The organism is Pseudomonas sp. AMR01 (genome assembly GCF_041946035.1).
GTDB lineage: Bacteria > Pseudomonadota > Gammaproteobacteria > Pseudomonadales > Pseudomonadaceae > Aquipseudomonas > Aquipseudomonas antarctica_B.
In genome coordinates, this window is record NZ_JAUTYR010000004.1 from 47,113 (window position 1) to 60,837 (window position 13,725).

At 61.0% G+C, this 13,725-nt stretch carries 15 protein-coding genes; 11 read left to right on the forward strand and 4 right to left on the reverse strand.

Features of this window, described 5'->3' with window-relative positions; genetic code table 11:
- Positions 1-51: 51 nt before the first annotated feature.
- A complete protein-coding gene (locus Q7C20_RS05295; RefSeq protein ID WP_348058747.1) occupies positions 52-603 on the reverse strand; it encodes an RNA polymerase sigma factor in 552 nt (183 codons plus the stop codon).
- 263 nt (positions 604-866) lie between these two features.
- Here Q7C20_RS05295 and sctW point away from each other — a divergent pair, with 263 nt between their 5' ends.
- From sctW to sctU, 11 genes are read left to right on the forward strand one after another with little or no spacing between them, the layout of a single operon-like run.
- A complete protein-coding gene (sctW, locus tag Q7C20_RS05300) occupies positions 867-1,940 on the forward strand; it encodes a type III secretion system gatekeeper subunit SctW (protein ID WP_375066042.1) in 1,074 nt (357 codons plus the stop codon).
- Positions 1,937-4,027 carry a type III secretion system export apparatus subunit SctV gene (gene sctV, locus Q7C20_RS05305; RefSeq protein ID WP_375066044.1) on the forward strand — a complete coding sequence of 697 codons (2,091 nt, stop codon included), beginning with the start codon at positions 1,937-1,939 and terminating at the stop codon, positions 4,025-4,027. Before sctW ends, sctV begins: the two co-directional genes overlap by 4 nt.
- A 37-nt stretch (positions 4,028-4,064) precedes the next feature.
- Positions 4,065-4,964, forward strand: a complete 900-nt coding sequence (locus Q7C20_RS05310) for an FHA domain-containing protein (protein ID WP_348058757.1) — start codon at positions 4,065-4,067, stop codon at positions 4,962-4,964.
- Complete coding sequence (locus Q7C20_RS05315) at positions 4,961-6,319, forward strand: FliI/YscN family ATPase (RefSeq protein WP_375066046.1); 1,359 nt, start codon at positions 4,961-4,963, stop codon at positions 6,317-6,319. Before Q7C20_RS05310 ends, Q7C20_RS05315 begins: the two co-directional genes overlap by 4 nt.
- Positions 6,306-6,734, forward strand: a complete 429-nt coding sequence (locus tag Q7C20_RS05320; RefSeq protein WP_375066048.1) for a YscO family type III secretion system apparatus protein — start codon at positions 6,306-6,308, stop codon at positions 6,732-6,734. The genes Q7C20_RS05315 and Q7C20_RS05320 overlap by 14 nt, the downstream gene beginning before the upstream one ends.
- Positions 6,731-7,189 carry a type III secretion system HrpP C-terminal domain-containing protein gene (locus Q7C20_RS05325; RefSeq protein ID WP_375066050.1) on the forward strand — a complete coding sequence of 153 codons (459 nt, stop codon included), beginning with the start codon at positions 6,731-6,733 and terminating at the stop codon, positions 7,187-7,189. The genes Q7C20_RS05320 and Q7C20_RS05325 overlap by 4 nt, the downstream gene beginning before the upstream one ends.
- A complete protein-coding gene (locus Q7C20_RS05330) occupies positions 7,186-8,199 on the forward strand; it encodes a FliM/FliN family flagellar motor switch protein (protein ID WP_375066052.1) in 1,014 nt (337 codons plus the stop codon). Before Q7C20_RS05325 ends, Q7C20_RS05330 begins: the two co-directional genes overlap by 4 nt.
- A complete protein-coding gene (sctR, locus tag Q7C20_RS05335) occupies positions 8,196-8,849 on the forward strand; it encodes a type III secretion system export apparatus subunit SctR (RefSeq protein ID WP_348058733.1) in 654 nt (217 codons plus the stop codon). The genes Q7C20_RS05330 and sctR overlap by 4 nt, the downstream gene beginning before the upstream one ends.
- A gap of 7 nt (positions 8,850-8,856) precedes the next feature.
- Positions 8,857-9,120 carry a type III secretion system export apparatus subunit SctS gene (gene sctS / locus Q7C20_RS05340; RefSeq protein ID WP_348058731.1) on the forward strand — a complete coding sequence of 88 codons (264 nt, stop codon included), beginning with the start codon at positions 8,857-8,859 and terminating at the stop codon, positions 9,118-9,120.
- A 10-nt stretch (positions 9,121-9,130) separates the two neighbouring features.
- Positions 9,131-9,919, forward strand: coding sequence for a type III secretion system export apparatus subunit SctT (sctT, locus tag Q7C20_RS05345; protein WP_375066055.1), 789 nt, complete (start codon positions 9,131-9,133; stop codon positions 9,917-9,919).
- Positions 9,916-11,013, forward strand: a complete 1,098-nt coding sequence (sctU, locus tag Q7C20_RS05350) for a type III secretion system export apparatus subunit SctU (RefSeq protein ID WP_348058727.1) — start codon at positions 9,916-9,918, stop codon at positions 11,011-11,013. Before sctT ends, sctU begins: the two co-directional genes overlap by 4 nt.
- On the opposite strand, the gene Q7C20_RS05355 is transcribed toward sctU, so the two are convergent.
- From Q7C20_RS05355 to sctC, 3 genes are read right to left on the reverse strand one after another with little or no spacing between them, the layout of a single operon-like run.
- Positions 11,014-11,385 (reverse strand): transcriptional regulator, encoded by a 372-nt coding sequence (locus tag Q7C20_RS05355; protein ID WP_375066058.1) that lies wholly within the window; start codon positions 11,383-11,385, stop codon positions 11,014-11,016.
- Positions 11,382-11,585, reverse strand: a complete 204-nt coding sequence (gene hrpT / locus Q7C20_RS05360; RefSeq protein ID WP_348058723.1) for an HrpT family type III secretion system protein — start codon at positions 11,583-11,585, stop codon at positions 11,382-11,384. Before hrpT ends, Q7C20_RS05355 begins: the two co-directional genes overlap by 4 nt.
- A complete protein-coding gene (gene sctC, locus Q7C20_RS05365; protein ID WP_375066060.1) occupies positions 11,582-13,723 on the reverse strand; it encodes a type III secretion system outer membrane ring subunit SctC in 2,142 nt (713 codons plus the stop codon). The genes hrpT and sctC overlap by 4 nt, the downstream gene beginning before the upstream one ends.
- Positions 13,724-13,725: the final 2 nt, after the last annotated feature.

Here is a 13,725-nt window from a genome sequence, read left to right on the forward strand (position 1 = left end):
AATTCAGTTGGGCAGATATCCCTGCCACCCAACAGTTGCCTCTCGGCGGCCTTACGGTTGTGACGGGGTGTGCGTGACGCGTTTCAGTTGTTCGCGTGCGCGCGACAGGCGTGAGCGAACGGTGCCGATCGGAATGTCCAACACGTCGGCAGTGTCCTGGTAGCTGCCATCTGTTTCCAGCGAGGCGTACAGCGTCTTGCGCATTTCTGCGGGCAAGTGGTCGATCGCGCTGAGGGTTTTCTCCAGCCGGCGGTTGACCTCGAATTCCCAATCCAGGTTTTTGTTGTCTTCCTGGCCGTGCCACAGCGATTCGTCGAATTCGCAGTGAATCGGTTTGGCGTACATGCGCCGGAAGTGGTTGCGGATCAGGTTCTGTGCGATGCCGCACATCCACGTGCTGAGGGTGGCTTGGCCACCGAAACGCTCGCGGTTGCGCCAGGCCTCCAGGTAGGTGAGTTGCAGGATGTCATCCGCATCTTCGGGGTTGAGTACGCGTTTATGAATAAAACGGCGAAGTTTTTTCTGCTGTTCGTCCGTCAGTTGGAGCATGAATTGAGGCGAGCTGCCAACAAGGTGCGCTAAAGCTTCAATGGGGATATTCACGATGTTTTCCTCAGGGTAGACGCTGTCGAATGGGTTTCGACGAGAACCCCTTTTGCACCGGCTGTGCCAAGCGGAAAAATCGTGCAAGCAATTGAATTACATAAATATATATCTTGAAACAGAGTGTTTTTGCGCAGCTATTTGCAAAACCTTCGACGGTTCTGTGCGGGTATTTTCACAACGCGCGATGGCGATAGTCCTGATGGAACCGTTCGGCAAACGCCTGCCACATAGGGACACAAACTTCCTGTCCCGGCACGCCCATGAAAGTCGAATCCAACCACGATCTGCACAAAATCCAGCGCCTGGAGCAGCCTGCCTCTGAAAAGGTCGCCCAGGTTCGCGCTCAGGTTGCCGCGCCGGGTCTGGATGAGCTCGCCAGCGCGTTCAGCCGGGAAGTGGCGTTCACCAGCAAAACCTTGAATCAACGCTCGATGGGGGTTCTGGTGACCCCGACCGAGCAGCTCGCGCAACTCTATGATCAGTTGGGCCATCCCGCTCAGGCGAGCCTGGCCTCCATCACTCAGCAAGCCCGGCAGGCGCTGAAAAAGCAGCCCAGTGTCGAGGATTTGTTGAAGCTCACGGGCGGCGATCCGGCGCGTACTTACGTGGTGCTGCGACAGATCACGGCGCAGGCGGAAGCTGAAATGCGCAAGACGGAAGCCGCACTGGCACGTGATGCATTGACCAGGCTGGAACTGCGCCACAAGCGCGAAATCCAGGCGGGCCTGAATATCGCCATGACGCTGCAAGCCGCCAGTGGTGACCCCCAGGAACGTCAGGCGGTACGCGCGCTGTATTACGCCAATGTGGTGGTGCGCCAATCGTTGTCGAGCATGATGCAGGCGCTGTTGGGCATGTACGGCGGTGATCGTTTCTCTGATGGGCTCAACGTAATGCGCCGGGCCCTGGCGGACGATGTGGCCGCCCTGGCCTCGTCCATCCCGACGGCCAAGTTGCGCACGCTGCTGCTGGGGCTGCAAAGCTGCGGTCAACTCGGGGGTGTTTTGTCGAGTTGCCATGGGTTGATCGAGCGCTTGAAGGTAGAGCACGACGCGGTCGTGCTGTTACAGCGCCTGTTGGGATACGCCGGCAACGGCATTGATACCTCCGAAGTGGAGCGGCTGGCCGCAGAGTTGGTCGGTGAGGAGGCGGCGAACCCATTGGCGTCACTGAATGCGATTTACCCCGTGATCAAAAGCTTGCCGATGGCGCTGTGGCGCGATACCCGCGGGCGTCAGGAAGGCCTGCATAATTTTTTGCTGGTGATGGACGAGTTCACCCTGCTGGAGAAAGGCCACGCCCGGTTTGGCAGTGAGCCGAGGGTGATCGCGTGACTGTCCTGGCGACCCTCAACCGCTGGCTGCTATTGGCCGCCCAGCGCGCCGAAGTACTCGGTGCGGTGGTGGTGTTGGCCATTGTGTTTATTTTTATCGTGCCGTTGCCCACCTGGCTGGTGGACATCCTGATCGCGCTCAATATCTGTATTTCCTGCCTGTTGATTGTGCTGGCGCTGTACCTGCCTGGGCCGTTGGCGTTTTCTTCGTTCCCCTCGATTTTGCTGTTGACCACGATGTTTCGCCTGGCGTTGTCGATTGCCACCACGCGCCTCATTCTGCTGGAGCAGGATGCTGGCGATATCGTCGAGGCGTTCGGCAATTTTGTGGTGGGCGGCAACCTGGCGGTGGGGTTGGTGATCTTTATGATCCTGACGTTGGTGAACTTCCTGGTGATCACCAAGGGTTCCGAACGCGTCGCGGAAGTGGCGGCGCGCTTCAGCCTCGACGCGATGCCCGGCAAGCAGATGTCCATCGACAGCGACTTGCGCGCCGGTTTGATCGACGGCATCCAGGCGCGCGACAAGCGTGACCAGTTGTCCCGTGAGAGCCAGTTGTTCGGGGCCATGGACGGCGCCATGAAGTTCGTCAAAGGCGACGCGGTTGCCGGTTTGGTGATCGTGGTGATCAACCTGCTGGGCGGCTTTTCCACCGGTATGTTTCAGCATGGCATGAGCGCCGCCGACTCGATGGCGTTGTACTCGGTGCTGACCATTGGCGACGGTTTGATTGCGCAGATTCCCGCGCTGCTGATCTCCCTGACGGCCGGCATGATCATCACCCGCGTGGCGCCGGATGGTCGCAAAGGCGTCAGCAACATGGGCGCCGAAATTGCCCGGCAGATGACCAGCGAACCCAAGAGCTGGATGATTGCGTCGGTGGGGATGCTCGCGTTTGCGGCGTTGCCTGGCATGCCCACCACGGTGTTCATCCTGATTGCAGCGATCACCGGTTCCCTGGGTTTTTACCTTATGCGCCAACGCCAGCGCGAGGAGCGCGCCAAGGAGGCGGAAACCATCGAGATGGCGCCGGAAGAAAACGGTTTCGTTGACTTGCGGGGGTTCGATCCTTCCCGGCCCTATCTCTTGCAGTTTCCTCCCTCGTTACGTGGCACTGACGTGGTGGTGGAACTCATGCACGAGATCCGCAAGGCGCGTAACGGCATCGTCGCCAGAATCGGCTTGACGCTGCCGCCGTTTGAAGTCGAGTTCGACGCTTCGTTGGCCGACGACGAAATGCGTTTTTGTGTGCACGAAGTGCCGATGGTCAAAGCCACCCAAGGTCACCAGGTGGCCGTGGCGCGTTCGGCGCTCAAGGACCCGGCACACGGTGTACCGGGCTTGCCCGAGCGTGAAGAGCAGGACTGGGTGTGGTTGCCCGTCGATGATCCGCTGCTTGACGACCCGGACCTTGAGCGTTTCAGCGCGTTGAGTCTGGTGGTTGAGCGCATGACCCATTCGATGATGCTCAGCGGGCCGCAGTTTCTCGGCATCCAGGAGAGCAAGTCGATCCTCGGTTGGCTGGAACACAACCAGTCGGAGCTGGTTCAGGAGCTGCAACGCATCATGCCGCTCTCGCGCTTTTCGGCGGTGTTGCAGCGCCTGGCCAGTGAAGGTGTGCCGCTGCGTGCGGTGCGGCTGATTGTCGAGTCGTTGATCGAGTATGGCCAACACGAGCGTGAGCCCGATGCCTTGGCCGACTACGCGCGCATCGCCCTCAAGTCGCAGATCTTTCATCAGTACAGCGAGGCCGACGGCCTGCACGCCTGGCTGCTGGCGCCGCAGACCGAAAATATCCTGCGTGAGGCGCTGCGTCAGACCCAGACAGGCGTGTTTTTTGCGCTCGACAACGACAGCAGCGCGGCGCTGATCAGCTTGCTCAACCAAGCCTTTACCCTGCGCGCGAAGACCAAGAGCGTGATGTTGGTTGCCCAGGATCTGCGCAGCCCCCTGCGTACCTTGTTGCTCGAAGAATTCAACCATGTGCCGGTGCTGTCATTTGCCGAGTTGGGCAACACCTCCAAGGTCAAAGTGCTCGGCCGTTTTGACCTCAGTCAAGACGAGCTGATGCGCGGGGCGGTGGCATGAGTCAGTCCCTGTGGCATGCGCGAGGGTGGGCTCGATGATGTATGAGCTACGGGTATTGAGTGGTTTGCATCAAGGCGCTGCGCTGCCGTTGTTCGGTGAACAATGGAGTATCGGTGCCCATGCCGATGCCGACCTTTTGCTCAACGACGGCGGAATTGCCGAGCACCATGCGCGGCTGCGGCTCATGCATGCGTGCTGGTCGGTCCAGGCCGAGGCGGGGCTGATTCAGGGCGCGGATGGCCTGATCCTGGCGCAGATCACCGACCTTGCGCTCAACACGGTTTTTTCGATTGGCGCCGTGCGCCTGTGCGTCACGCTGGCCGACCATCCCTGGCCCCAGGCGCCAGCGCCGCAACCGGCGCCGTCAGCCCCGGATAACGCGGCACCTCTGGCGTTGACGCTGTCATCCATTTCGCCCTCGCGGCAAAAGCATTTGATCAGCCTGGTGCTGGTGTGCGCGGTGATCATCGTGGCATTGGGCGTCGCCTCCACGGGCGAGCGCGAAGCGCAGGCGTCACTGATGCCGGCGGCGGACCAGAAACGCGAGTTGGGCTCACCCTTCGAGGTACGCCAGCAACTGCTGAAAATGCTCAGTGAGCGCGAGTTGGGCCAGCGCGTCAGCTTGCTGGTGATCAACGGCCAGATCGTGCTGGACGGCGAAGTGCCCCAGGACGACGTCGAGTTGGTGACACGCATGCTCAGCCGCTTCGGCGAGCAGTTTGAAACGGTGGTGCCGGTGCTCAGCCGTGTGCGGGTCAGCGACGGCACGCTGCCCTTCAAGATTTCGCAGATCGTCGGCGGACCGAATGGCCACGTGGTCCTCGAGACCGGCGATCGGCTGTTTGTCGGTGATGAAGTAGACGGCCTGCGCTTGCTGCAGATCGACAACAACAAGGTGGTCTTCGATGGGGCACAACGCTATGAGGTGCGCTGGTGAACGATAACCTGCAAGAACGCCTGCAAGCCTGGCAGCAGCAACAGTCGCTGGCATTGACGCGTTTTGCGCCGATTACCCAGCGCGGCCGCATTCAGCGCGTCAGCGGCATGCTGTTGCAATGCCGGTTGCCCGAGGCGCGTATTGGCGATTTGTGCCGGGTCGAGAAATCCCCTGGCGACAGCATGCTCGCCGAGATTATTGGTTTCGATCAGCAGGATGCGCTGCTCAGTGCCTTGGGCAACCTGGAAGGCGTGCGCGTGGGCGCCAGCGTGGAGCGCCTCGGCGTACCGCATCGGGTGAGAGTCGGTGATGACCTGTTGGGCCAGGTATTGGATGGTTTTGGCCGGCCGATTACGGGCGATGGCCCCAGTGCGTTTGTCGAAACCGACAGCGCTGATGCCAGCCCGGTGTTATGCGAGGCGCCGTTGCCCACGGAGCGTCCACGGATCAACCGCGCGCTGGCTACTGGCGTGCGCTCGATCGATGGCCTGCTGACCTTGGGCGAAGGTCAGCGTGTCGGCCTGTTTGCGGGCGCCGGGTGCGGCAAGACGACCTTGCTCGCAGAGATCGCGCGTAACGTTGAGTGCGATGTGATTGTGTTCGGCCTCATCGGCGAGCGGGGCCGTGAGCTGCGTGAGTTTCTCGACCACGAGCTGGACGATCAGTTGCGCGCCAAAGCCGTGTTGGTCTGCGCCACCTCCGACCGCTCCAGCATGGAGCGCGCCCGAGCGGCCTTTACCGCGACGGCGCTGGCCGAGGGGTTTCGGCGCAAGGGCAAGCGGGTACTGCTGCTGATCGACTCGCTGACGCGTTTTGCCCGGGCCCAGCGCGAAATCGGCCTGGCCGCCGGCGAACCTCTGGGCCGCGGTGGTTTGCCACCGTCGGTCTACAGCCTGTTACCGCGTCTGGTGGAACGTGCCGGGCTGACCCGTGACGGCGTGATCACCGCGATCTACACCGTGCTGATCGAGCAGGACTCCATGAATGACCCGGTAGCGGATGAAGTTCGTTCGTTGCTCGACGGCCATATCGTGCTGTCCCGCAAGCTGGCCGAGCGTGGCCATTATCCGGCCGTTGATGTGTTGGCCAGCCTCTCCCGCATATTGAGCAACGTCGCCGAGCCCGAGCATATCAGCGCCGGCACGGGGTTGCGGCGGTTGCTGTCGGCCTACCAGCAGATTGAGCTGATGCTCAAATTGGGCGAGTACCAGCCGGGCAGCGATGCCTTGACCGACATGGCCGTGGACAGCCGTCAGGCGGTCGATGGTTTTTTGCGCCAGGACTTGCGCGAGCCAACAACCATCGAGGCCACCCTGCAGCAACTGACGGAGCTGACGGCGTATGTCCCATTCTGATCTGCAGCTCGATGATATCGAGACTCTGCGACGCCTGCGCAGGCACCGCGCTGACCGCGCCGAACGCGCATTGCGTGAGGCAAAACGAACCCAGCAAGCCTTGCTCGCCAGTATCCGGCAGGCGCAGGACACGCTTGAACAGACCCGGCGGGACGAGGCAGAGCAAAGCGCGCAATTGCTCAACGAACACCAGGGCCAGGTACTGACCTTTAAAGCGCTGAAATCCTGGAGTGCGCAGGAGCAGACGTTGTCTGCCAGCACCCAGCGCGAAGAAGGCCAATTGCATGAGCTGCAAGACCGGCGAGAACAGCAGGAAACTGAAATTGGCAGTGCCCAGAAGCAGGTGACCCTGTGCCTGCGTCAAGTCGAAAAACTCCATGAATTATCCAATCTGCTGGCTCAGGAGCCGACATGACAAAGGTCTCCACCCGTTCGCCCAAACGCCTGCGCTCCCGCGATGCCAAGGATGACAGCGAGTCGCAAATGCTGGCCGCAGTGCCCTGGGAGCAAAGACGGCTGTTCTCCCAACTGTTCGACGACCGTGGGGGCGGCAGCGGCCACGGGGCAACCCTTGCACGACGCAAACCCTCAGCCGATGCCTTGATGGTCGAGGCGTTGACCGAACAGCTGGCGCCACGGGTGCTGGGCGCATCGCAGTGGCCGCTGGTCGCGGTGTTGTACTTGCCTCGCCTGGGGCGGATCAACGCCTCTGTTCGTCGCGAGAGCGGGGCGTGGAACGTCGAGCTTGCAGCGGAGGAAGAGTCCACCGCGCGCTGGCTCAGTGGTGTGCGCCAACGCTGCCAGGAGGGCCTCGCGCAGAGCTTGCGCATGCCGGTCAATTTAAGCGTCGCCAGCACGGGCGCGGCATGATGGTTTCATTGTTGAATTTTCCTTGCGTCAAGGGCGATGCGGTGGCCGCACGGCGCCGTTTGGGGCGTGGCTTGCGCCTGCCGTTTGAGGTCGCGCAGCAAACGGGTGAGCTGCTGCTTGAGCCGGGGCGTGCCCCGGTGGGCGCGAAGCCGTTGTGCTTCGAGACCGCGTGCGGCGTGTTGGCGTTCGGCGAGCCGGGGCCGCTGTTCAGCCTGCTCGGCGAGTGCCCGGTGACGCTCGCCCAGTCCGGTAACGATCCGGACTCCTGGTTCTGGGAGTTGTTCCAGCATCACCTCAGTACTCAGATACGCGCGCTGTTGGGCTACGTGCGATTGCGCACGACCGATCGGCCTTCGGACTTCGGTTGCAGCCTGTCGGTGACCCTGGGCGCGTCCAGGGTCGTGGGCTATCTGTGGCTGGCGCCCGAGAGCTTTCTCGCCTTGTGCGAGGCGGGGCCGTGGGTGCCCATCGCCGAACCCTTACCCGCGCAGTTTCAGGTGGCGATTGCCGTCACGCTTGGCCACTCACAGTTGCCCATCAAGCAGGTGAGCCACCTGCAGGTGGGCGATGTGCTGATGCTCGAGCAAAGTTTTTTTCAAGCCAGTGGCGATGGTTATGTACAGGCCGGCAGGCAGCGCCTGCATGGGCAAATTGATGATGAATCCGGGCCTTTGAGCCTGACCCTTGTTTCTATCGAGGACACGTTTGTGGAAGAGGATTTTGCAGCACCGCACTACCTTGGGCAGGCGGACGATGAGCCCGTGGAGGATGTGTTCGGCCACGAGCCGTTCGATGAATTGAGCATGGCGCTGACGGTGCGTTGCGGCACGCTCAACCTCACACTCGGCGAGCTGCGCAACCTGGCGCCGGGTGCGGTGCTGGGCATTTCCGGGTACGGCCCTGGCATGGCGGGTTTGTATTACGGCGATCGGACCATCGGCCAGGGGCAACTGGTGGACGTCGACGGACGACTGGGCCTGCAGTTAACCCGCGTGATGTTTTCCCGATGAGTTTTCAGGGGGTAGATCCCCTCGTTCTAGCGGTGTTTCTGGCGGCGTTGTCGTTGATGCCGATGCTGCTGATCGTGTGCACCGCATTTTTGAAGATCGTGGTTGTGCTGATGATTACGCGCAACGCCATCGGCGTGCAGCAAGTGCCGCCGAGCATGGCCATCAACGGCATCGCCCTGGCGGCGACGCTGTTTATCATGGCGCCGGTGGGGTATGAAATCGCCGAGGTGGTCAAGGTCACGCCGCTGAACCTTGCCAACGTGCAGACGCTCCAGCAAACCGGGCTTGAGGCGATCAAGCCATTGCGGGCCTTCATGGTGCGCAACATCGACCCGGATGTCCTCACGCATTTGCTGGAGAACACCGCGCGCATGTGGCCGGCGCAGATGGCGCAGGACGTGCAGCGCGAAGACCTGATCCTGCTGATTCCGGCGTTTGTACTGTCGCAGTTGCAGGCGGGGTTCGAGATCGGCTTTTTGATCTATATCCCCTTCATCGTGATCGACCTGATTGTCTCCAACCTGCTCCTGGCGCTGGGCATGCAAATGGTCTCGCCCATGACCATCTCTCTGCCGCTCAAATTGCTGTTGTTCGTGATGGTCTCCGGATGGTCGCGGCTACTCGACAGCTTGTTCCTTTCTTATCTCTGAGCCTTCTATGGAACCGATCGTGCTGTTCAAGCAGGGCATGTTGCTGGTGGTCGTACTCTCGGCGCCGCCGCTGATTGTGGCGGTGATCGTCGGCGTACTGACGTCGCTGGTGCAGGCCCTGATGCAGATCCAGGACCAGACCTTGCCGTTTGGCATCAAGCTGGTGGCGGTGGGGATCACCCTCGCGGTGACGGGTCGCTGGATCGGCGTGGAGCTTATCCAGTTGATCAACCTGACCTTCGACATGATCGCCCGCTCTGCACTGAACTGAGGGCCTGCCCGTGTTGCTTTATCTTGAGTTCCTGCCCAGCCTGCTGATTGGCATGGCGCGGATCTACCCCTGCGCTTTTCTGGTGGCGGCGTTCTGTTTTCAGCATATCCGCGGTATGCCCCGGCACACGATTGTGATGGTCATGGCGCTGATCCCTGCGCCAGGCATCAACGCGCTGCTGGCGGGCACTGACCTCTCGGCGCTGATGCTGGCCGCGCTGCTGCTCAAGGAGGCGGCGCTGGGGTTTTTACTGGGTACGTTGCTGTCGATGCCGTTCTGGATGTTCGAGGCGGTGGGGGCGTTGTTGGATAACCAGCGTGGCGCGCTGGCCGGTGGCCAACTCAACCCCTCGCTCGGGCTTGACGCCACGCCAATCGGGCACCTGTTCAAGCAACTGGCAATTTACCTGTTAATGGTCAGCCTGGGCTTGGGAGCGTTGACCCAGGTGATCTGGGACAGCTACCAGATCTGGCCGCCGACTGCCTGGTTTCCGGTGGTAGGTGCCAACGGGTTCAGCACCTTTGTGGCATTGCTCAGCGATACCTTCACGCACATGATGCTCTACGCGGCGCCCTTTATCGCCGTGTTGCTGTTGCTGGAATTCGGTATCGCCTTGCTGGGCCTCTACAGCCCGCAGTTGCAGGTGAGCACACTGGCACCGCCGGTGAAATGCCTGGCAGGCATCGGCATTTTGATTCTGTATTTTGCCTTGCTGCAGGACTTGATCGTCGGGCGCATGGTGCTACTGGGTGACCTTAAACATTCCCTTGGCTTGATGTTCAAGGTGTCGGCGCCATGAGTGATTCGGGAGAAAAGAAACACCCGGCCAGTGCGAAAAAACTGCGCGATCAACGCAAGAAGGGCCAGGTTGCGCAAAGCCAGGACGTCGGCAAATTGCTGGTGCTGACCGCCATCAGTGAAATCGCGCTGTTCACCGCCGAAACCAGCCTGCAACGCTTTCAGCAATTGATGCTGTTACCGCTGTCGCGCTTCGGCCAGCCCTTTGCGCGCGCCCTGGAAGAAGTGCTGACGGACGCCTTGCTGATTTTCTTCTCGTTCGCGCTGTTGATGGTCGGGGTAGCGATTACGGTAAAGCTGATCAGCAGCTGGATGCAGTTCGGTTTGCTGTTCGCACCGGAGACCCTGAAACTGGATTTCAAGCGTCTCAACCCGCTCAATCAAGCCAAGCAAATGTTCTCGCCGCAGTCGCTGATGAACTTGCTGATGGGCATCGTCAAAGCCTCGCTCCTGGGCTTGATTTTGTACGTGGTTATCGGCCCGTCACTGAACGCGTTGATCAACCTGGCCAACAGCGATCTGCAAAGCTACATCCTGGCGCTGATCGCCGTGTTTCGTCATTTGCTGCATGCGTGCCTGGGGCTATTGCTGGTGCTGGCGCTGATTGACCTGACCTTGCAGAAGTATTTCTTCGCCAAGCGCATGCGCATGACCCAGGTTGAGGTGGTCAAGGAATACAAGGACATGGAAGGCGACCCACACGTCAAAGGCCAGCGGCGCCAGCTTGCGCAGCAATTGGCCCAGGAAGAGCCGAAGGTCAAGTTGCCCAAGCTCGAGGAGGCCGACATGCTGGTGGTCAACCCGACGCACTTTGCCGTCGCCCTGTACTACCGACCGGGGAAAACCCCGCTGCCGCTGCTGGTGGAAAAAGGCACCGATGCCAACGCGCGAAAACTCATTGCGCGCGCGAAGGCCGCCGATGTCCCGGTCATCCAGTGTGTGTGGTTGGCGCGTACGATCTACGAGAAAAAGTTGGGCGCGAGTATCCCGCGCGAGACGTTGCAGGCCGTAGCGTTTATCTACCGCACCTTGCGCGAGCTGGACGATGACGCCAAGCGTGAAACCCTTGAACTGCCTGAGCTTGAGCAACGCTGATCAGCGAACCAGCCGGCCATCCAGAGCATCAAGGTTAGCCAGCGACAGCAGTCGGCTGAGCATTGGTTCGAGGGCTGTGCGCGCCTCGGGCAGTGCCTGCCAGATCACCAGTGCGCCACGGGCATCGAGGTAAATAAAGCAGCCGTCGAACGCGACGGCCTGCTCAAAACGGCGTTCCAGTACGCGCTGCAATTGCCCGGCCTGCAGGGCTTCGCGGGCAACCATCAGGCTCAGCCCCGGGCGGGTGCCTGCCTTCATGGCGCACAGTTTGATTCCCTGGCAAAGCGGCAGGTGAACGGCATCGCCGTTCACCAAAGCGTCCAGAAACGCCTGGCGATTAGAGGTATCGCCAGGCAAATCGGGGGTGCTCATCGCTCCAGCGACACCGTTTGATAGTCCGAGCGCTCGCCGGACGGGCCGGTTTCGACGCGCATCTGTGGCGGCCACCAGACTACCAATTTGTCGCTGCTCGATTGCGGGCGTGAACAGGAGTCGCCTTTGCAGGTGGGCGTACAGCCGGCGAGGAGCAGCACGGCACCGATCAGGCTGGCGCACAACAGTGAGTGTTTCATGGTCGGGTCTTCTGGGTTGGGGTGAGGAGGGAAGGGCGCGATACACCGATGTGTTCATCCTTCACGACCGGGCGCATGGCGATAAACACTTCTGCTTCCTCGCCGGGTTTGAGCCAGGCGCGGGGCCAGACACTGACGGCCAGGGTCTGCGAATTGCTGCATTCCTTTTCATCAATGCGTACGTTGCGTTTGATCTGATTGCGCACCACCACCACCGCCACGTTGAACTGGGGGCCGGTGTACCACTGGCTGCGTTCGGGGTTGAGTGCCAATACGTCGCGGGTGCTGCACAAGGTGTCCAGCCCCAGGGGCATCGGTCCCGCCTCGAAGCCTTTGGGCACTTGCCCGCTGACCAGGTGAGCCAGGGTGCCGGTGATATCGCTGCGCTTGATTTCAGGCTGGTGAGGGGCGAGGCGGCGCGCCAATGGTTTGAGCGCGGCCTGCAGTTCGGCCTGGTCTTCCTGGGGCAAATAACGTGACGGGTCGGCCTGATCGCCGATAACCCGTGGCGTGAGAATGAACAGACGTTCGCGGCGGTTGTTCTGCCGTTCAGTCGAGGAAAACAACGCCTTGCCCAGCAGTGGAATATCCCCCAGCAGCGGCACTTTGCTTTGCTTGTCTCGGTTGTTTGTCACGTGAAACCCTCCGACCACCAACGAGCGTTTTTCTGCCATGACTGCCTGGGTGCTCACCTTGCCCCGGCGCACATCAAGGCCGTCGAGCGTGGGGTTGGATTCATCGAAATTGCCGTCTTCAATGTCCACCACCAAGTGAATCTGATGGCTGCCCCGGCTGGTGATAACCCTTGGCACGACCTGAAAGCTGGTACCGACGGTGACGGGCAAAATGGTCGCGTTTTCGACGCCGGCCTTGAGGAACTGGGTGCGGTTGAAGTCGATCACCGCCGGCTGGTTTTCCAGGGTCAGCACCGACGGGTTGGAGACCATGGTTGCCAGGCCTTTGGCTTCGAGGGCGCGTACATCGGCGAAGAAGCGGTCGCGACTTTCGATGGCCAGCTGTGAGGTGGTGCCGGGCGCCACGTTCGCGCCGCCGCGGAACCGGCTGTTTTGAAACCCCCAGTTAACCCCGAATTCACGCAACTGTGTGCGCTCGATATCCAGGATGATCGCGTCGATCTCCACCAGCTTGCGCGCGACGTCGAGCTGAGTGATCAGCTCGCGGTACATCGCGTGGCGCTCCGGCAAGTCGTAGATCAGGATTGCGTTGTTGCGCACATCCGCCTCGACCCGGATTCGACTGGCACCTCGCGCCGCGCGTGGGGTGAGCGCGGCACCGGTTGCCAGCTCTCCTGAGTTTGTAGCGCTGCCAAGCATTTGTTCCAGCAACGGGTTACCCAACCGAGGGAAATTCGGCGTGACCAGTGCTGTTTGTGACGGGGCGTTGGGCGCTTTGCTCGCGGTTGAAAGCGCGGAGGCTGTACGCGGCTCAAGTAGCCCACGCAGCATGCTGGCGATGCCCGGGATAGTCAGCTTCTCGCCGCGATAATCCACAATGCGGTCAGCCGCGTTGGCGAACTTCAGCGGGTAGCTCAGCACGCTCTGTTTTTCATCCGGGGAGCGGCGCTGGCTGCTGAACTGCTTGATCTGCTCGATGTAACGTTTGGGGCCTGAAACCAGCACCACGCCATCTTCAGCCAGTTCGCCCCAGCCGAACCGGCTGTCGAGCAGGCCGATATCGGTCAGTGCTTGCTTGAGGTCGGAAATGGTCTCGGAGGAGACTTCCAGGCGCGCCGACTCTTGCAGGTCCAGGGTGCTGATGTAGAGCGTGTTGTTGTACAAATACCACTGGAAACGGTGCTCAACGGCAAGCCTGTCGAGCAGTGACTGAGGGGTGTTGGCGCGTATTTTTCCGTTAACGATGCCTTCGAGCAGGCCGTCGACTTGCAGCTGTATGCCAAAGGTCTGGGCAAAATCTTCCAGCACCTCTCGCAAAGGTTTGTGCTCGGCCTCATACGCATAGGCGGTGTTTTTCCATTCGGACGGAATGGCCGCCAGGCTGCTTTCCAGGGGCAGCAGCAACCAGGGCAATAGCATCAGGCTGCGCCATTGAGCCGGTTTGGGCGGGCAGGCAGGCGAGTGAGCGCGCAAACGCGTGCGTTTGTGGGGCGTGTTGTCCATGG

Excerpts from the sequence above, each read along its gene's own strand:
- sctW (WP_375066042.1), top strand. The coding sequence starts at position 867 with ATGAAAGTCGAATCCAACCACGATCTGCACAAAATCCAGCGCCTGGAG.
- Q7C20_RS05310 (WP_348058757.1), top strand. The coding sequence starts at position 4,065 with ATGTATGAGCTACGGGTATTGAGTGGTTTGCATCAAGGCGCTGCGCTG.
- Q7C20_RS05320 (WP_375066048.1), top strand. The coding sequence starts at position 6,306 with ATGTCCCATTCTGATCTGCAGCTCGATGATATCGAGACTCTGCGACGC.
- Q7C20_RS05325 (WP_375066050.1), top strand. The coding sequence starts at position 6,731 with ATGACAAAGGTCTCCACCCGTTCGCCCAAACGCCTGCGCTCCCGCGAT.
- Q7C20_RS05330 (WP_375066052.1), top strand. The coding sequence starts at position 7,186 with ATGATGGTTTCATTGTTGAATTTTCCTTGCGTCAAGGGCGATGCGGTG.
- sctR (WP_348058733.1), top strand. The coding sequence starts at position 8,196 with ATGAGTTTTCAGGGGGTAGATCCCCTCGTTCTAGCGGTGTTTCTGGCG.
- sctS (WP_348058731.1), top strand. The coding sequence starts at position 8,857 with ATGGAACCGATCGTGCTGTTCAAGCAGGGCATGTTGCTGGTGGTCGTA.
- sctU (WP_348058727.1), top strand. The coding sequence starts at position 9,916 with ATGAGTGATTCGGGAGAAAAGAAACACCCGGCCAGTGCGAAAAAACTG.
- Q7C20_RS05355 (WP_375066058.1), bottom strand. The coding sequence starts at position 11,385 with ATGAGCACCCCCGATTTGCCTGGCGATACCTCTAATCGCCAGGCGTTT.
- hrpT (WP_348058723.1), bottom strand. The coding sequence starts at position 11,585 with ATGAAACACTCACTGTTGTGCGCCAGCCTGATCGGTGCCGTGCTGCTC.
- sctC (WP_375066060.1), bottom strand. The coding sequence starts at position 13,723 with ATGGACAACACGCCCCACAAACGCACGCGTTTGCGCGCTCACTCGCCT.